This is a genomic window from Bdellovibrionales bacterium (assembly GCA_016714165.1).
Classification (GTDB): domain Bacteria; phylum Bdellovibrionota; class Bdellovibrionia; order Bdellovibrionales; family UBA1609; genus JADJVA01.
In genome coordinates, this window is the sequence record JADJNU010000001.1 from 2266113 (window position 1) to 2285142 (window position 19030).

Sequence of the window (19030 nt, forward strand, 5' to 3'; positions counted from 1 at the left end):
TCAATACATAAAAATATAAAAGGGGGAATCCTATATGAGAAACTTAATCATGGTATCCTTGCTTGCTTTTTTTGCCAGTTCGGCCTTAGGCGAAACAAGATGTGGTTGGATTGACAACCCGACCCCAGGAAACTTTTGGCTCACTGACAAAGATGGGGAGTGGATTATTGGTGTGCAGGGCGGATATCAGGCAGAGGGCATTGAGGCCATTGAATTTCCTCCTGATACTCAGTATGTAAATATGAACGGTAATTACGGATATTTCTGTGGATGCATCTCCGGTCAAAGCGATAGAGAGACAATGAGAATCCTCAGCATCAGTAAATCAAAGGCAAAGCTCCTAAAGGACTGCTTAAAAGACGAGAATGTTCCAAAGCCAAAATAAGTGATCGCCGTGCGATCACCTTTGTCTAGTTTTGTTTTTTCCCCGTTCGAGGCCACTTCAAGAATAGAGATAACTTTGTTTACGCCGAAAAGTCATATTGATATCGGGGGCATGCGAAAGTGAATTTACTATTGGTCGAAGACGACCCCGTTCTCGCACGGGGAATTCAAATAAATCTAGAAACTGAAGGGTACCAAGTTTTTCTGGCAAATAGCCTCAGAACAGCTTTTGCCACTAACGAAAATGAGAAACTTTCGTTGGTTCTTCTGGACCTCGGTCTCGGTGACGGAAGCGGAATAGAGTTTTTAATCAAAGTAAGGGAGTCCCAGTCCCGCCTTCCAATTATCATCTTAACAGCCAAGACTGATGAGGACAGTGTCGTTGAGGCTCTTCAGAGGGGAGCCAATGATTATATGAAGAAGCCATTTGGAAACAAGGAGCTAATTGCAAGAATAAAAGCAGTGCTTCGAGAGCCGCAAATGAGAGAAACTCAAACTAGATTTGGAGAACTTCTCCTTCTTATCGACCAAAGAATCGTCATGCACAAAGGAAAGCCCGTCGAAATGAATCGCCGGGAATTTGATATCCTGCTTCTTTTGGTTCAAAGGGCAAACACAATTGTATCTCGAGAGAATATTCTGCAACTCCTTGATAAGGATGGTGAAATCTTCGACCGGACAATTGATTCGCATGTGAGCCACCTGAGGTCAAAATTTCGAAGTTCGGAAATCGCTGACTTGAAAATTTCCTCGGTCTATGGCGTCGGTTATCGGCTGGAGAGGGTGTGATTCGTGTCAAGATCTATCATAAATATTTTCTTCTCGCATTTTTTCTATTAATCATTTTTGTTGTTCTTGGAGTTTTGTTCACCTCCTTTTTAGCTCGCTTGATGTCACCCAATCGCGAGTTGTTTCCCGGAGTAATGATCGCTAGGACAATTGACAAAATTAATCCAAACAATAAGGTGGAAAGTCTTCAAGAATTTCTCGCATGGCATACAAATCAGCCAAAACCGCAACTGACTCTGATTGACCAAAATGGAAACATCCTGTTCACAAATTTGTTCCGCTTCAAATTGGATTGGAGAGGAATACAAAAGCCGAAAGCAGAATACAGTCATCTTGTTTTGGAAGACCTTGAAGATAGAAATTCTCATCCGCCTCCCTTACTTCCAGGGCTAACCGAACCCACCGGACCAAGGACTGGGCCTTCTGGGCCTTCTGGGCCCTCTGGGCCTCCGGGTGGAGACGGGCAATATATGCTCATCCGGCTCGCCAGTGCTCCACCTCAATTTTTACTTGTTGGACCGCCATCATCGGTTGACGGTCCCCCACCGCTCCTTCCACTCTTAAGCCTACTGTCACTCGTTTGCTCACTCATCCTGGGAATCGGGACCACAATTGCCATCGTATATAGTCGTGTCCGCAAGGGCATAGGGATCGCCGACGAAGTGATAACAGAGCTCCAAAGCGGCAATCTCAAGGCTCGATTTCCTATTCATAGAAAAGATGAATTTGGGCAGGCGATGATTAGGTTCAATTTTATGGCGGGCGAAATTGAAAAGCTTGTGATCAACGTACGAGGTATTGAAAAAGCGAGAACAAAATTGCTTCAGGAATTGGCTCATGATCTGAGAACTCCGATGGCCTCTCTAAAAAGTATGGTTGAGACTCTATATTCAAAAAATCACAAGCTGGAACCTCAAGTGCAAGAGGAGCTGTTGAATTTGTCCCTAAAGGAAATTGACTATCTAGGACGTTTGGTTGAGGACTTGCTATTTCTGGCCCAGGTTCAGGAGCCCAGCTATCAAAGAGATCAGCAAATTTTCAATTTATCAGAAATTCTTTTAGAGGAAATCGAAGATTGCCAATTGAGGTCCATTCACCAAGATCAAAGAATTGTAATCAAAAGCGATATTGAGAGCCTTCCCATTCATTTTTCTGGAGATCCCCATCTCATACGTCGCCTCTTTCGAAATGCGCTGGAGAACTCCTTCTCTTTTGCAAAAGGAGAACTCCAAATTTCTTTTAAAACTCTCTCTGAGAACAGGGTTCATCTTTCGATCGAGGACGATGGTCCTGGACTTAGTCAGGAGGGTCTCGCTTCATTTGGCTATCGACGCGTGACTCGCAAGTTAGACCTACTTCCAAATGGACGCGTCTCGGTCGGACTCGGTTCAGTGGTAATGAGAGCTATTTGCGAGGCCTATCGTGGCACTATTGGAATCGCCAATCGATATGATTCTCAGAAAAGCCTTATTGGAGCGAAAGTCGAAATCGTACTTCCACTTTCAAAGCCAAACATTTCCTAGGTATTAAATTGTCCATAAAAAGAGGTGATCCGAGCCAAATAGCTTTGTATATACAAGCGTTTCGCTCGTGTCGATGGCAGTTCAAATGTACCGGGATTATTCTGCGGATATTGATATTTTACAATTGTCTTTCCTTGAGGCAAGTACTCAAAATAGAGCTTGTATCCTCGGTATGATTTTTCACCAGAACTGTAGGATCCATAAGCCTCGCTGAGAATATTGCTTCCGAAAGAAATTGGATCCGAAAGAGCCACCTGCAAGGCGTTTATAGCAGATCTGATTTTTAGAGTTACTTCAATAATATCTCCACAGATTCGATTCCAGCCCCAGAGTTTCCGCACGGAACAAAAGGCTCAATCCTTTTTAAGGCGGTCGTCTTTGATTCCATTAGTCAATTCTGAAAAGATTTGATCAGAGATTAGGGATGGCGCATTGGCTTGAACCTCAAAGAGAATATCGACAAATAAATTATGTTCTATATGCCATTTTATTCTTTTCAAAGATGAAATAAATAATTCTTGGGTCGAAGAATCTGCATTTCTCTCCGTCGCAACGACAAATAGCTGTCGGACCGCTCGCACGTCATGGCCAGATAGCTTAATTAGATGCGGCAACAAAATGGAAAGTAAATGTCTATCTTTAGCTTTGACAAGCTCATAAGACAAATTAAAGAAGGTTTCTAAATTTGAAGATTTTAAATCCTCAATTTTTCTAGCCAGGGCGTTAGTATTACCTTTTTGCGCATCAGTAATGGCTACTTGCAGTTCCTTGGATAAGGGCAAATACTTTATGAGGCCACTTTGGATTTCTCTTGGAGCCATTTTCCAGTTATAATCAAACAATGGGTTATGTGTATTCCCCAGTCGGTCAAATTCCTTTACGTCAAAGGAAATTCGTAAAAAAGTCCGAAACCCTGGCATTTGAGCTGAAGTAGCTTCGTGAACAGTGTACGCATTCATTAAATATATTTTATATTCCTCAGTTAAAAATCTTGCGACATCTGTCTTTTGGAGATCCATTTCAAAAAAATGATCATGGACTCTTTCCTCAAGGTGCTCAAGGTGAAACGGTTGATCGTAAAATGCTGTTGGAGTGAGGTTTGACACAAGATAAGAATAGTTCAATTCATTTTTTGGATGTATTCTCGCCCCTTGAAATCCATCAACATGTGCCCCACCTTTACGTTGACTTGTTCCCGGATCCACCATCCCCTGATCGACGGTAATATATGCGAAAGCTTTTTGAGCAAATCCTGGCGGCGCGATACGATGGAAATGTTCAACTATTTGTTGAATAGTGTCCATAAATGGCAGCAATTCCCTAGGTACTCTGTATTCAGAGCCCCCAGACATTTTGATTGGCATATCTAAAACTCTTAAGCCCTGATTTTTTTGAAAAGGTGCTCTCGCCTGAGCTTCTCCTATATTCAATGGCCTATGATGGATTGCGAACCTTTGCTTTTGCCAAACGCTTCCGATTTCGGCTACCAGAGCGGAATCTCTTGCCATCACTCTGTGATATTCTAAATCAAAGGCGGTTTTTGGGCGAAACTCAATGCCACCATCGCGGCTCATTTCTCTCACCGAAAATTTGTAACCACCATATTCATAGTTTTTCTCAATGGGACTAGATTTCGTCCCAGTAGCAATATTAAGCAGCTCTACACATCTCAGCGATTGGGTCGTAGCTATCGCAGGGGATCCAACTAAGAACATCAGAGCCGTCAATACCGAATATCGATATACAGCTTTCAAGGATCCATACAGAGCTAAGGGGTGCAGTTTTTGTAGATCCATCCTTTATACCTCAATAATGCATGAAGCACAGTTCATGCCAATCTCAAATCTATTGGCGCCATCCAACAGATCCCGGCGAAAGAGTTGACAATGCATTAAATTCCAGCATCTTGGCTAGTAAGGCAACCACAGCAAAAGTTTCCATAACTCAGCCTCTACTCCAAATTTGGTCATAAACTCGTGACTATTTACAAGTTTGGTCAACACGCAAAAAGCCAGAATGCCTCAGTAGCCCAGACGGTTGGCCCCTAATTCTGGAAAAATCACTCTCTTCGACCTAAATCAATATGGGTACTTTTAAGTTGCCCGTGAACGGAGACAATGCACCGGCCTACCTGATCTTAGATACCAACCGGCGGCATGTTGCCCAAAAAGGACGAACAATTTTAGCAGAAACTGGTCTAGCTAGAGGGGCTGGATCAAAGCCAGTTCGCACGTCATGAAATTCTTTGTAAGACCTAAACAAGAGTTGAGGCATCCGCTGTTTCATCACCAGCTTAAATTCATCAAAACTCACCTCAAGCGATTCATATCGCCACCTAAACCGCTCTGCATCACGATGATCGGTACTCCAGCGAAATACAGGCCACTCAAGCCCGGTTGATTCCCGAAACGCGACCTCAAGGACTGACGGATTCAAGTCAATGCTTATGAGGATGCTACTGATAGGGCCATATTCATTGTCTCTTAAATTATCAATTTTACTTCGGTCAGAATTTGAAATGGAACCTAAGGTTATCAGAGATTCACCCTCGAAAGCCAGATTGACCTCATTGGCAATAATCAAAACTCCAGCTCTTCCACCGCTGTATTGCCAATCTAAATTGGCGACAACATGATCTCTGCTATCCGAGCTTGAATAGGACCCAAAAGTCCAAATAATCTTTCCATCATAAACTAATCCCAATATATCAATATCACTATCAATAGCTTGTCCTGGGCGGTTGTTCATTCTCTGAACAAGGACTTCTAAACCAAACGCGTGGTGGGAGAACATACATATCAAAAAAATCGATATGACCTTGAAAGGTGAGAAAATAACACTTAAAAAGTCCACACAAGTTCCTATGAAAAAAGTGAGGAATGCTTATTCGATGCATTATGCGGTGTCAAGCGTCAATCCTCTATTTATGTAAGGAATTCCAATTATCATATAAACTCTATCACATCTTCGATTTCCTGCCTTGGAACCCGCTTCTAAAAAGAATTAGGCAAACATTTCATAAGTTTTAAATTCTCCAAAAAAAGAGGTGGTCCGTCTACGCGACAAACCACCTCAAACAGAGTCCGTTCAAAAAATACCCTTCGAAGCCTACTTCACAACAACAGTACCGTTGGGTACCTCGCCAAATATGCTCGGTATATACAAGCCTTCTGCACGAGTCGGAGGAAGCTTAAATGTACCGGGATTGTTCAATTGATATTGATATTTTACAATTGTCTTTCCTTGAGGCAAGTACTCAAAATAGAGCTTGTATCCTCGGTATGATTTTTCACCAGAGCTGTAGAATCCATAGGCCTCGCTGAGAATATTGCTCCCCGAAGGAATTGGATCTGAGAGAGCCACATGCGAGGTATTTGAAGCAGCGCTAATTTTAAGAGTTACTTCAATAATATCCCCCGGCTGATAGTTGGCACTCGAACCACTTGTTACGTTTTTAACTTCCTTTTCTAGGGACAAGCCTTGACCTAGAGCAGAAGTTAACGGAACAGCCGTCAAACCCTGAACAGAAACCCATGGGTAACCTAGTCCGCTATGGCTGACCACAACCGATTCCCGATCTGATTTCCAAGGAGAGTTGAGAACCCTCATCGGTGAGGTGGCATCCCAATCTACTTGATGAGATTGCCTTTCCTCAACAAGCTCGATTCTTGATTGTCCTTTCACGGCCTCAGACTCATAGGTGCTTCCAAATCCTCTAAGACCTCCCGCGACCCAAGCCATTGTTCGGAGACCATACCACTCACTTCCACTCGCATTTACCAGGCCGGCGGCCAAAGCTCGGGCAATACTTGAATCTCCCTTCAGACGGGCCAATCCATAAAGAAGCTTGGAAGTTTCAAGTGTTTGATCCGAGTAAACCGCATCCCACAAAAACTCAGGTTTCCCTACAAGAGATGCAGAATTCCCGGCATACGCGAGACGAGATGGGTTTGTCAGTTGCACGTAGCGAGGAGACGCAAGAGCACTCTCTGGCAAGGCATGGACTTCAAAAAGCCAAAGGTCTAGCAAGGAACCGTTATTCCAATTCTCAATCACTTCACCAAAGGCAGTCTTGTTAGTAGCAAGGGTTTTAAGAATACTCCCAGCGACTTTCCGAGAAATATCCTCTAGTTTTTGGTCGCCAAATGCGAAAGCCGCAACACCCATGACAGACTGAGCTCGAATCCAATGGGCTGGAGTTTTTCCAACGTAGTCTGGACTGAGTGTCTTGTTCAGAACTGCGGTCACAGCTTGCTTCCAAGCCAAAGTGAGAGACGGTGGAACGTAATTCATCGCCCATTTCTGTGATTGAAGAACATTAATAATAGAGGCTGTTAGCCAAACATCTCCACGTTGAGCTTGTGGAGAATACTTAACAAGACCATTTGAGTCGACGTAGCCAATCAAACTCTCTAAGGCCTTCTTCAACTGTGCGGGATTCTTCGCACTACTTTTCAGGAGCGCCTTATAAACCCTCGACTCAATAAAGAAATCGGCAAAGGTGTTCTGATCGATACGCTTGTCAATTTGATCGAGAGCGCCGCCAACGAGACTGCTGGAGAGCGCAATGTTGATCTCCCCCTGGTTGGGAAGAGCAGTGGCTTCCTTGTTTAGGCTTAGATTGAGAGCTCCACTCTTTTCAATTTGTTGAAGGTAGGAGTGATGAATGGCCAGAGGAACATTCGGCAAAACAACCTGGGCCTCTGGCGACATCGAATCAACCAATTTCCCAGTTTCGTCATAGACTCGGACAAGGTATTCGACTCTTTCAGCTCCCTCAGGAAAAGTCATTTCACCCACTTCAACCGCCACTGAATTGGCCTTTTCCAGGGAAACAATTTTCGAATAACTCTTCGTCTCCAGAGCATTTCCAGAACTATCTTTTGCCGTAGATGTCACCTCTGCTCTGTAGGTCTGTTTTTTGGAGGTGTTATTCTGTAAAGTAACGCGTAAGGGGATTTTGTCCTCAGAATAGGCAACTGACGGAATATTTGAATAGGATTGAGTATCCTTTTCGGTCAGATAAGAAGCCTCTCCCAAACCAAACTTATTGTTCGTACTACTGACGATCGCAAATATCTTATATCTTGTGAGATTGTCATTGGTTTTGAATTTGATTTTCGCCTGCCCATTAACGACGGGAACATTCGATTCAAACGCAACCAAGGCATCAAAGATTCTTCGCTTGAGTTCGTTAGAAGATGATCCATCTCCTCCTTCGTCTCCCCCTTTACGCGCCCTCTCTGCAGCTCCAATAAGAACGTCTGCAGAGTCGCTCGCAGATACGGTCTCAATACGCTCGAGCGGGGTGACGGTAACAACATCATGACTGCGGAGTTGCATCATCGCGTCGAGTATCTTGTAAGAGTCATTGGCCTTTAGTTGAAGAATTTTCTCCTCTAAGGCAACCAGGGTTACGCTTCCAGTCCCAAGTGATCCACTGTCTGATTCAACACTGACCTGGACTTCAACCTCTTCGCGAGGTTCATACTTTTCTTTGTTCGTTTTTACTTCAACCTTTGCCTTGTATTTATTCCAGTCAACTTTCATGTTGGCAAATCCGAGCCGATAATTGGGTCGTCCAAGATCAAGTTCACCTAAGACGACTGGAATTGCGGAAAGTCGACCTGAGACGGCATAAACTGAAACAAAGGCGTTGGGTGCCAAAGTTGCATCAACAGGTATTTCGACTGATCCACGTTCGCAGGCATTGAGCGAGACATAGGCGTCTATCACGTCACTTCGCTCGACGGTCACGAGAGCTGAACATTGCTTGAACGGCGCCGGAAAACTCACCAATGCCTTTTCTCCGCCCTTATAAAGAGGCTTATTGAGGGCAAGCGGAAGTTGTCTCTGAGAGTCTTCATCTCCCTCCGAATAGTAATCCCCTTCATCATAGACTCTTCCTGAGCTATCAACCTTGAATAGAACGTGCGCTGATTGCTTCGTTCCATTGTCAGTCGTTTGAAAGGCATAACTTCCGGCTTTGAGTTTTTGAATACTACAAACCATATTGCCTTGAACAGCACACGAGCCGCCATAGTTCAATGGTTTGAGCTCTCTCTCCACCGTGTTCTTTATCAATCCACCGTAAAGTTCTTCACCGATCACCTTGGATTCAACCGAATAGAGGCTCACAGCAACCGAGGCTCCTGAAGTGATATTCTTTCCGTTTACATCTACCACAGCAACTTGCAGTTGAGCTTTGGCTGGATCGCCGCCTATTAATTTCGATCCAATGAAGGAATGGGCATTGAAAATATCCTTACCCCGAGAAAGCGTTTGATACTCACCCATTTGATCTTGATATCGCAGACGGGTGACTAGTCTTTGGGGGCGGTCGATCGTTTGAAGTATCTCCCCCACAGTCTTGCCACTGCCTAGGACTTCGCTTGCCAAATCTCGAGCAACGGCACCATCCTTGTTCGTGCGAATACCTGAAATTGTTTCTGGTCTATTGCTATCGGGAAGCTCCTTCACGGGATTTTCTTGATTTTGGATTCGAACAAGCCCTGACCCAAATGAAAATCCATCAAACCCATCGAATCTCAAGTTTGTTGGTTCGAAGTAATATGATAAATCAACAGCAAGGTCCTTGGCTCCAACTCCATTGGCGTAACGAATGACCCCATTCACAGAAATAACCTTGGGTAAAACCAGAGGAGCCGTTGGAAAAGAGAGAACACCCGACATCAGGGGAACCCTAAACTCGGCAACCTCAATTCCTCCGTTGGAATTGACTGCCACTTCGCTCTTTCCATTTGGTGCTAGTAAACGAATGTCGTAACGGCCTAACTTTACCGATCCATCATTTGGAACATTCCATGTGAACGAAGCTCGATCAGAATTCCAATTGAGGTCGAATTCATAAAAAAGCTTGTCATCATCAATACTGACAAGTTTTGCATGTTTAGGAAGAGATTCCAAAGGAACACTGAGAAAGCCCTTTTCATTTGGCCATTTCGCGTGTATTTCGACGGGCACTTTTTGACCGGGCTTGACGAGATTTACTCCTATGACGCCATGGTAAAACGGAGCATTCTCGATGATATCGTTGTAAAAATATTCAACGCCCGGAGCTCCAAGGGCATAGGAGCGAGAACTTGACCACGAGGAGTGAGTGAGCGTGAAATCATCAGATGTCTTGGCAACAGCATAAAAATGGTTCTTACTCAAATAGCTTGAATAGTTCTCGTTGGATCCACAATCGGATGCCCACTCTTGATTTTTCACGGTGGCGAGACCGTTCACATCAGATGTGGCACTAGACATCTTTTGTCCAAGGCAGTTGTAGATTTCAATCTGTGCATCTGGCACAGGGAGCCCATCTGACAATCGAGTGACCCAAACGAGAGAATTGCTATTTCCCACTTTAACGTGAGCCGCAAGATCTGTGACCTGAGCGAGAGTATATCGGGGGTTAAAATAGTATCCCTCTCCCATGTCTGCTCCTCTGAGCTTCTCGTAGGAGGGGCTGGAGACTTCAATGGCGTAGAAACCACCTACTTGTCCATTTCCGTTAGATGAAAAGGGAACTTGGATGAAGGTCCCTCTGTTTTTCTGGCCAGATAGAGTCATGTCCACTTGTGTAGACTTAAACTTGATGAGTGGGCTCACATATTGGCTGGTCCTACGATAATCACCGCGAACCTCATAAGCACGAATGACATCAATGATGGTAGGAATGTCGCTGATCGGCTTCCAGTCAGCTTTGTTCTGTCCTGTTTTCCGAATAGAGATTTTCTGATTGAGATTCACAATGGCGACCGGAAGAGATAGTTTCCCGCCAGCTTTTCTTTCAAAAAAAGAAAGTGGCTGGGGTATTCTCATCATTTCGGCCATTGAACCAACGCGGACCCGAAATTTACTGTTATTTTCAGCTAATCGGCGACCTTCAATATCTTTCAAATTGGAGGGAAGAACGACATTGGCGTCCGTTTCCGGCTCGACTTCGACTTCAAAGGAAATCGACTCAACGAGAGTGTCACTAAATCGCGCCAAAATAGGAAGAGTTTCGCTTAAGCTGTTGATAGCTGTATTGAGCCATCCTTCGCCATCGCTTTGTGGAGTCACAGGCGTCGCCCGCACAGGCTTTTTATCTTTTGATTTGTATGGGATATACTCAATATAGGAATCCTTAATATCCGCCCATTTCACTTTTCCATTAAGCGAAACTACAATCGGAGACTTAGGTAAGCATGGAGTCCCTGTTGTCGTTGAACTGGTGCAACTGAGCTCAGCTTTAAAATTGCTTCTAACTTGAAATTTGCGATTAAACTTTTGCTCGGAAACAATATTAGCTTTGTACCCGCTGGTCACATTTTGAATATTGACACTCACTTCAGATCCGGGAATCAACGAACGGTTGAGAGTTGCCAGCACCCAATTTCCGCTTTTGTATTCAGCTCCATAGAGATAATCGTTGGCTTTAAAATGAGCAAATAGCTCCTCAGCCTGCTCCTTTGGAACGGGGGAGAGATTCAATTTTTCAGCTGGGGCATTGCGACTAAGGTAACTCAAATAACCGCTCTGTTTTGAAAAGAATTGATCTCGATCTATGTCTCCATCAAAAACGACAAGGACAACAGGTTCTTTTTCCCGAAGTGCATTGTGAAAACCAGATGCGGGAATCACCTCCTTAACGTTTGGCCCAGCAACATAGAAGGAATAGTTGATCGTGCCAGATTTCCAAACGCGCCCTTTGACAGACTGAAGTTCTTCCGTCTGAAAAACCTCACAGCTTGCTCCGCCAGGCAAGCGAGAACTTTCAAATTCGCGGCCGCTTTCAAAATTATACGTCCATTTGGTATCGTTATCGGCCCAACTCGAGGATCCTTTCGACTCAGGAACACAATTGACTCTAAAGGCATCCTTTTTAACGATCCCTTCGGGAAAATTAATACGCAGTTGCGTGACTGATTCAGAAGTCTTTCCTATGGGAATAGGAATCGCACCTTGCATATCATTTGCGAGCGCCGAAAACGCTGAGATCGACAGCAGTGCGAAACCTAAAAGCCTACTAACATTTTTAGTTTTATCCATTTTTAAAAAACCTCGTTCGTGGTTTGCCTAATTGGAAATCAATTTCGTTTGGTCAACATTGTAGCGGCTATGCTTCGTTGATCGCTTATAGAATTGTCGGATTGCATTTTTTTCTTGGTAAAAAGTTGCTATTCAGAGGGACATTACTAAAAAATTCATATAAACTCGCACGCCAATGATGGGAAGGTCATGAGACGTCGTAAGTTAAACATAATATTGTATTTAATGAGCGCTGCCATTCTGGCTCTGATCGCGCTCGGCCTTCTTCTGACTCCTTCATTTTCGGGAGTTGTTCAACTTGCTGTAGGATCAGATCGAATTTTGCTTTCTCGCGATGGTGATCCTTTACAGATTTTGCGCACTGATTTTAGTCGGCGTCGACTGGGCTGGTATCCTCTCCGCTTATTTTCAGATGATATCCGACAGGCTGTTGTCCAAGCTGAAGATCAGCGTTTTTTTTCCCATATTGGATTTGATCTTCAGTCCCTTTTTCGAGCCTCAGCCGCTCTCTTTAAGGGCAATCGAGCTCAGGGTGCAAGCACCATCACAATGCAACTCAGCGATCTCATTCAACCAGACGTCCTCATTAGTAATCGGCGTATTAAAAAGGGGTCTTGGTTTCATAAACTGCTGCAGATTGCTAGAGCTCCATTTCTAGAATTAAAATGGAGTAAAAGCGAAATCCTGGAGGCATATCTCAATTTGATCCATCTGCGCGGGGAGTTTCAAGGGGTGCCGGCAGCAAGTTATGCTTTTTTTGACAAGCATCCCGTTACACTCGATAAGCGCGAGTCCGTTGTTCTGGCGGCTTCTATATCGGGACCAAATCAGAGCTTTAAGGTCCTCGAAAGAAGAGCTTGTTCACTCATAAGACGGATCGGCGAAAGCTCTTCAGGCCGTTCAAACGACCCGAACAGCGAATGTGACAGTGATGAGTTGAGATCAGCTCTGGAATTGATGAGCCAAAAGCCAAAAGGCTCAATCCCCATGCCAAATGAGGCGCCACATCTAGCTCGACGACTTTTCCGAGATCATCCCACAGAAATGATCGTGCATTCAAGTATAGACCGGAAGTTGCAGCGAGAGGTCTCTGCAATCTTGGAAAGGCAGATTGCCCGGCTTCAGGGCAAGAACGTTCGCGACGCAGCAGCGATCGTGGTAGAAAACCTAAGTGGTAAAGTCATTGCTTATGTTGGGGCTATCAAAAGTTCTCTGAGTCCTCATGTCGATGGGATTCAATCACCTCGTCAGGCGGGCTCGACACTAAAACCATTTATTTACGCCAAAGCGCTCGACAGCAGGATTTTGACCTCAGCTTCTGTTTTAGTGGATGATGCGACAACCATATCTTGGGGAGGATATGTTTATCGGCCCATTAATTACAATCGAACTTTTTATGGCGATGTCTCTGTGAGGGAAGCTCTGGGCTCTTCGCTCAATGTCCCAGCAGTCAAAGTTGCCACAATTCTAGGACTTGAAAAGACCTACGGAATATTAAAGAGTCTTCAATTTTCCACGCTGAAAGAAGCCGATTTTTATGGCGCTTCAATGGTGCTCGGAGCTGTGGATGTACGGCTAGATGAACTAACAAATGCCTACCGAACAATGGCTAACGGTGGCGCTTGGTCAGATCTCGATTTCACTGAGAGAAAGGTGGAAACAGAGAATTGGAACAATCCTAACGCCATTACTCCTCGAAACAATGATAAGGAAAAGGTCGGAGGATTATCTCCTTCATCCACGATGTCCAAAGAGGCCGCCTTTATTGTTTCAAATATCCTTTCTGATGCCAATGCTCGGTCTATTGGTTTTGGATGGGAAAGTCCCCTTGAGACTTCTTTTTGGACTGCGGTGAAAACTGGAACAAGCAAGGATTATCGAGACAATTGGTGCGTGGGCTCAAGCGAGCGCTACACAGTCGGAGTTTGGACGGGAAATTTTGACGCTCAAGCAATGGACGAAGTAAGCGGAGTTTCTGGAGCGGCCCCTTCATGGCAGGAGATCATGGAGCACTTGCACAAAGATGAACCGAGTAAAGCACCTCAACTTCCAAGTAGCCTAGTCACTCAAAAGATTCGTCATCATTGGAAGAGCAATTCCCAAACTGAATTCTTTATTAAAGGCACTGAGCCTTTGGCCGAAGTGATAGAGCTTGCTCCTGAAAAGCGCGTCCAATTTGTATTTCCTGCGGAAGGGTCAACCCTTATCAAGGATCCAAAGATTTCTGATAGCCGCATTGCTTTGTACGTCCGATTTAAAGGGGAAATTCCTGAAAACAGCCTACTGAAATTGAACGGGAATATTTTGGGTCAGGCGATGAGTCCCTTTAAAATTGAGAAACCCGAAACGGGTCATCATCAAATGATGATCATTTCACCGCTAGGAGAGACAGTTGCAAAAGTTAATTTTTTGATCAAGGGAGGATAATCAGTTGGCCTCTCAAATTGGCAATTGCTCTGGCCTCCTCGTCGGGACAAGGAAAAATATATGGGATATATAGGGAGCATGGGATTGGATTTTTTAAATGGATTTTAAAAATTGGACCATTTATAAATTTGGAGGTACCAGCCTTGGCACAACTGAGTGCTTTGCGAATATAGTTAGCTGGGTCCCGGTTGAATCAAAGGGCCGTACTGCCTTGGTTGTTTCAGCCATGGCGGGAGTCACAAGCCGTCTGATCGAGTTATTGACCTTGGCAAAATCCCGCGGCGAAATCTATAAGGATAAACTGCAAGCCATTCAGAATGACCATCTTGAAGTGGTTGACAGGCTTTTGGTTTCTCCTGAAAACAAGAAATTCCTGAGCGAAGTAATCACACATGATGTTAAGGATATTTCGGATCTGCTGCACGCGAGCTTTCTCTCCCAGAGTTATTCCGAGCATATTTTGGATTTGGTGTCGGGATACGGCGAACTTTGGTCGGCTCAAATACTGACATCGGCGCTACAGGAAGCTCAACTCAGCGTTGCCTTTTTGGATGCACGAAAGGTGTTGTTTGTTTGTGATAGTGAGAATGGTCCTGTCGTGGACTGGGAGATTTCGCAAGCGAAAATGGATAGCTGGATCAATCAGTTCAATAATCCTTTTTTGGTTGTCACTGGTTTTGTTGCGTCAAATTTGGATGGGATTCCAACAACATTAAAGCGAAATGGCAGCGACTTTTCGGCCGCTATTTTTGGTGTTTTGCTGGGGGCAAGGGAGATCATTATCTGGAAAGACGTCGATGGTGTTCTCAGCGCAGATCCCAAACGCGTTCCTGATGCGGTCGTCTTAAATGAAATGAGCTATAATGAGGCAAGTGAGTTGGCCTATTTTGGAGCTAAAGTTATTCACCCAAAAACTCTGGCTCCCGCAATTCGCCATCAAATTCCTATTCGTATTCGCAATTCCTTCAATCTCGAGATGCCTGGAACATTGATTCATTCAAAATCCTCTTCGACCTTTCCTGTGAAGGGTTTCTCCACGATCGAAAATGTCGCTCTCATTAATGTGGAGGGCACGGGAATGCTTGGAGTCCCGGGAGTGGCGAGTCGTCTGTTCGGCGCACTTCGCGAAGTGAAGATCTCCGTTATCATGATTTCCCAAGCGAGTTCTGAACACTCCATTTGTTTTGTCGTTCCCCAAGCGCAGGCCGCCGACGCATCAACGGCCGCAAACAAGGCCTTTCACGCAGAAAGACTCCAAGGCTTTGTGCAAAAAATCGATATTCAGGAGAAGTGCTGTGTGTTGGCAGCGGTCGGAGATAATATGGCTTATCATCCTGGAACCGCTGGCAAGTTTTTTTCCGCCTTGGGCGAGGCAAAGGTAAATGTGAAAGCCATAGCCCAAGGCTCCTCTGAACGAAATATCTCTATTGTAATTGACCAGGCAGATGCAACGCGAGGACTTCAAGCTGTCCACTCGGCCTTCTATTTATCGAGGCAAACCGTTTCTATTGGATTGATTGGTCCCGGCCAAGTTGGTGCTACTCTTCTGCAACAATTGGCGAGTCAGACCGATCTATTGCATGATCGCTTAGGTGTCGATTTCCGTCTCCGGGCAATCGCCAATACAACCAAAATGCTTCTTTCGCAAAAACCTATCGACTTGAATCACTGGCAGGAGATCTTTCAAGAGAATCACCAAGCCTTTGATTTGGAAAAATTTCTCCAGCACATTCGATCTGATTCAATTCCTCACGCAGCTTTGGTGGATTGTACGGCTAGCTCAACTGTCTCAGAAAGCTATCCGACGGTCTTCGAGCGGGGAATCCACATCGTGACCCCTAATAAAAAAGCAAACTCCGGACCACTCGAACTCTATTATAAAATTAGAGAGGCCGCTAAGAAAAATCACGTTCACTATCTTTACGAAGGGACCGTGGGAGCAGGGCTGCCTCTGATTAACACTTGTCGGGAATTTGTTCAGACGGGTGATAAGGTCTTCGAGATAGAAGGGATATTTTCTGGCACTCTCTCTTATCTCTTTAACCTTTACGATGGATCAAAGCCCTTTTCGGAATTAGTTTTGGAGGCTCGCTCTAAGGGTTATACAGAGCCTGATCCGCGCGATGATTTGTCGGGAACAGATGTCGCAAGAAAATTGGTCATCCTCGGGCGAGAAGCCCAGTTTCGTCTGAATATCGAAGATGTGGACATTCAGAATCTGATACCTCTGGCACTTCGCGCCGTTGATCTTGATGAATTTATGGTGAAATTAGCTGAATATGACTCAGAGATGGACCAGAAGATCAAGGCATCTTCCCAAAAGGGCGAGGTGCTAAGGTATGTGGGCCGCGTGGATTCTCAAAATCGAGCAGAAGTTGTTCTGAGATCCGTGCCTCAAGAACATGCCTTTGGAAGAATAACTGGGACAGATAATATTGTGGCATTCAAAACCAGACGATACTACGACCAGCCTCTGATCGTACAGGGCCCAGGAGCGGGGCCAGAAGTCACCGCTGGCGGAGTCTTTGCCGATCTTCTTAAATTGGCCTATTACCTTGGAGCACCCTCACAGCTATGAGTACGATTAATAGAGGATTACGAAATAATAGAAGTATTCGCAATAATCCCAGGAAAAGTCTCGCCGCCTTCGCTCCAGCGACGGTGGGAAATGTTGCTGTTGGATTTGACATTCTCGGATTTGCGATTCAGGGAGTGGGCGACCACGTACGAGTGGAGAAAATATCCGAACCAAAAGTTGAGATCGCGAGCATAGAAGGTGTTGTCACGGAACTCCCATTCGATCCTTTACAGAACACAGCTTCTCGATCTTTAATGAAAATGAGAGAGAAATTAGATCTCCCCTACGGGTTTCGGATTTCTATCAAAAAGGGGATTCCGCTTGCTTCGGGAATGGGTGGTTCGGCAGCTTCAGCAGTGGGAGCTGTGGTTGCGGCCAATGGTCTTTTAAGCAAACCTTTGAAGGTCGCAAATCTTTTGGAGTTTGCACTGGCTGGCGAAAATCTCACTTCAAGTCAAGATTCTCATGCCGACAATATTGCTCCCTGTTTATTTGGCGGACTCCAGCTCACAAGTGGAGCGCGCCGTCTGAGCTCTATCCCCTGCCCGCAATCGATCCTCTGTGTTCTTGTCCATCCAGATATTCAAATCGAGACCAAGGCAGCACGTTCTCTCTTGAAATCTGAAATTTCACTTAGACAACATGTTTTGCAAAGTGCTAGATTGGCGGGCTTTTTGGTAGGTTGTATAAATAATGACATGGATCTCATTCAGGAAAGTATGTGTGACATTATTATTGAACCACAAAGGGAGAAATTGATCCCCGGGTTTCAGGAGGTAAAGTCTGCCGCCATTTTGGCCGGAGCTTTAGGAGTCTCCATTTCGGGATCGGGCCCTAGTGTATTTGCTTGGGTGAATGGCCCATCGAAGGCGAAAAAAGTGAAAGTGGCAATGGAGATGGCTTTTGCAGCGAAGGGACTTACCAGCACGAGTTGGATTTCACGTATTTCAAAGAGAGGAGCTCAGATTTCCAAGTGAAGTTTATCAGCACACGTCATCAGGCAAATTCTTTGCCCTTCTCAGAAACGCTCCTTCATGGCATTGCACCTGATGGCGGTCTTTACGTTCCCGAGTCAATTCCGGTTTTTGATTTGAATCTTCTTAAGAGAGATGAAGCCAAGTCTTTATTTCCCAGATTTGCTGTGGATATTCTCAGGCCCTTTTTAAAAGGCGATCTCCTCGAAGAATCTCTTGAAAGCATCTGCCAAGAGGCTTTCAATTTTCCTGTACCTTTTTTAGAACTTGATTCTGAAACCTCAGTTCTTGAACTTTTTCATGGACCGACAGCGGCATTCAAAGATTTTGGAGCGAGATTTCTTGCCTCCTCTCTCAGTCGTTTGGCTCTCCAGCGGAGAATCTCTTTTCATATTTTAGTCGCAACATCCGGCGATACCGGCGGAGCCGTTGCATCGGCTTTTTTTCAAAGACCAAACACTCACGTCACAGTGCTCTTTCCAAAGGGGCGAATTTCGTCTCTTCAGGAGAAGCAAATCACCGTTTGGGGCGAAAATGTGTCGGCACTTGCTGTCAATGGCAGCTTTGATGACTGCCAAAGACTCGTAAAAGAGATGCTCTCTGAAGCAGACTCATTAGCTGCTAAGCTTGCACTGACCTCTGCCAATAGCATCAGTCTTGGGCGACTCCTGCCCCAAATACTCTATTACGCCTCGTCCAGTCTTGAACATCTTCATCGATATGGATATGAGGGCAATTACATTATTCCATCGGGAAATCTTGGTAACGCAATGGGTGCTTTTTATGCGCGAAAAATGGGGTTTCCACTGGGGAAGATTGTTCTCGTCCAAAATGCCAATTGTCCGCTTGTTGACTATTTAAGAAATGATATTTGGGCTACCAGGCCGTCTATTCCAACTTTGGCAAATGCCATGGACGTTGGCAATCCGAGCAACATCGAGAGGTTGAATCATCTGTTTCCCACGAGAAGAGAAGTTCTATCGGCATTTGAGGCCTTTTCAGTCAGTGACGTCGAAATTCGGGAGTCCATTCGCCAAGGATTTAATAAATGGGGACAAATATGGTGTCCCCATACGGCCACTGCTGCGTGGATTCGTCTTAACCAGCAGAAGCAAGGACGCTGGATCATAATTGCCACTGCCCATCCCTCAAAATTTTCAGAAACTGTGGAGCCTTTGCTAGGTCGCAAGATTCCTCTTCCACCCTCTTTGGCTGAGATATATAGTCGTCCTTCTCTTTTTCAGGAGATTGAACCAGAGTTGAAGGCCCTCCAAGCGAAAATAAAGCAAACCCACTCATTTTTTTAACGGCAG

The 19030-nt window shown here is 45.0% G+C and carries 11 protein-coding genes; 7 read left to right on the plus strand and 4 right to left on the minus strand.

The features are described from left to right. Window positions 1-34 precede the first annotated feature (34 nt). From IPJ71_10340 to IPJ71_10350, 3 genes are all read left to right on the plus strand, one after another. Complete coding sequence (locus IPJ71_10340; GenBank protein MBK7844077.1) at window positions 35-385, plus strand: DUF4087 domain-containing protein; 351 nt, start codon at window positions 35-37, stop codon at window positions 383-385. Window positions 386-504: 119 nt separating this feature from the next. Then, the gene (locus IPJ71_10345) at window positions 505-1173 is read left to right on the plus strand and encodes a response regulator transcription factor (protein ID MBK7844078.1); all 669 of its coding nucleotides are present in this window, start codon (window positions 505-507) and stop codon (window positions 1171-1173) included. Then, window positions 1170-2696, plus strand: coding sequence for a hypothetical protein (locus tag IPJ71_10350; GenBank protein ID MBK7844079.1), 1527 nt, complete (start codon window positions 1170-1172; stop codon window positions 2694-2696). The genes IPJ71_10345 and IPJ71_10350 overlap by 4 nt, the downstream gene beginning before the upstream one ends. Here IPJ71_10350 and IPJ71_10355 read toward each other — a convergent pair. From IPJ71_10355 to IPJ71_10370, 4 genes are all read right to left on the minus strand, one after another. After that, window positions 2693-3037, minus strand: coding sequence for a hypothetical protein (locus tag IPJ71_10355; protein ID MBK7844080.1), 345 nt, complete (start codon window positions 3035-3037; stop codon window positions 2693-2695). The two genes, IPJ71_10350 and IPJ71_10355, sit on opposite strands and share 4 nt — an antisense overlap. A 12-nt stretch (window positions 3038-3049) precedes the next feature. Next, entirely contained in the window at window positions 3050-4126 is a 1077-nt protein-coding gene (locus IPJ71_10360) for a hypothetical protein (GenBank protein MBK7844081.1), read from the minus strand. Window positions 4127-4823: 697 nt separating this feature from the next. After that, on the minus strand, window positions 4824-5444 hold the full coding sequence (locus IPJ71_10365; protein ID MBK7844082.1) for a hypothetical protein: 621 nt from the start codon (window positions 5442-5444) through the stop codon (window positions 4824-4826). A gap of 360 nt (window positions 5445-5804) precedes the next feature. Beyond that, entirely contained in the window at window positions 5805-11738 is a 5934-nt protein-coding gene (locus tag IPJ71_10370; protein ID MBK7844083.1) for a hypothetical protein, read from the minus strand. Between the two features lie 189 nt (window positions 11739-11927). Here IPJ71_10370 and pbpC point away from each other — a divergent pair, with 189 nt between their 5' ends. The 4 genes from pbpC (at window position 11928) to thrC (ending at window position 19024) form a co-directional block, all read left to right on the plus strand. Then, the gene (pbpC, locus tag IPJ71_10375) at window positions 11928-14165 is read left to right on the plus strand and encodes a penicillin-binding protein 1C (GenBank protein ID MBK7844084.1); all 2238 of its coding nucleotides are present in this window, start codon (window positions 11928-11930) and stop codon (window positions 14163-14165) included. Between the two features lie 97 nt (window positions 14166-14262). Further along, window positions 14263-16743 (plus strand): bifunctional aspartate kinase/homoserine dehydrogenase I, encoded by a 2481-nt coding sequence (thrA, locus tag IPJ71_10380; protein MBK7844085.1) that lies wholly within the window; start codon window positions 14263-14265, stop codon window positions 16741-16743. Next, window positions 16740-17720, plus strand: a complete 981-nt coding sequence (locus IPJ71_10385) for a homoserine kinase (GenBank protein MBK7844086.1) — start codon at window positions 16740-16742, stop codon at window positions 17718-17720. Before thrA ends, IPJ71_10385 begins: the two co-directional genes overlap by 4 nt. Beyond that, window positions 17717-19024: a threonine synthase gene (gene thrC / locus IPJ71_10390; protein MBK7844087.1), complete on the plus strand. Its 1308-nt coding sequence runs from the start codon at window positions 17717-17719 to the stop codon at window positions 19022-19024. The genes IPJ71_10385 and thrC overlap by 4 nt, the downstream gene beginning before the upstream one ends. Window positions 19025-19030: the final 6 nt, after the last annotated feature.

What these genes read in the sequence shown, in the direction of transcription:
- IPJ71_10340 (MBK7844077.1), top strand. Translation starts at nt 35, where the DNA reads ATGAGAAACTTAATCATGGTATCCTTGCTTGCTTTTTTTGCCAGTTCG.
- thrA (MBK7844085.1), top strand. Translation starts at nt 14,263, where the DNA reads ATGGATTTTAAAAATTGGACCATTTATAAATTTGGAGGTACCAGCCTT.
- pbpC (MBK7844084.1), top strand. Translation starts at nt 11,928, where the DNA reads ATGAGACGTCGTAAGTTAAACATAATATTGTATTTAATGAGCGCTGCC.
- IPJ71_10370 (MBK7844083.1), bottom strand. Translation starts at nt 11,738, where the DNA reads ATGGATAAAACTAAAAATGTTAGTAGGCTTTTAGGTTTCGCACTGCTG.
- IPJ71_10385 (MBK7844086.1), top strand. Translation starts at nt 16,740, where the DNA reads ATGAGTACGATTAATAGAGGATTACGAAATAATAGAAGTATTCGCAAT.
- IPJ71_10365 (MBK7844082.1), bottom strand. Translation starts at nt 5,444, where the DNA reads ATGAACAACCGCCCAGGACAAGCTATTGATAGTGATATTGATATATTG.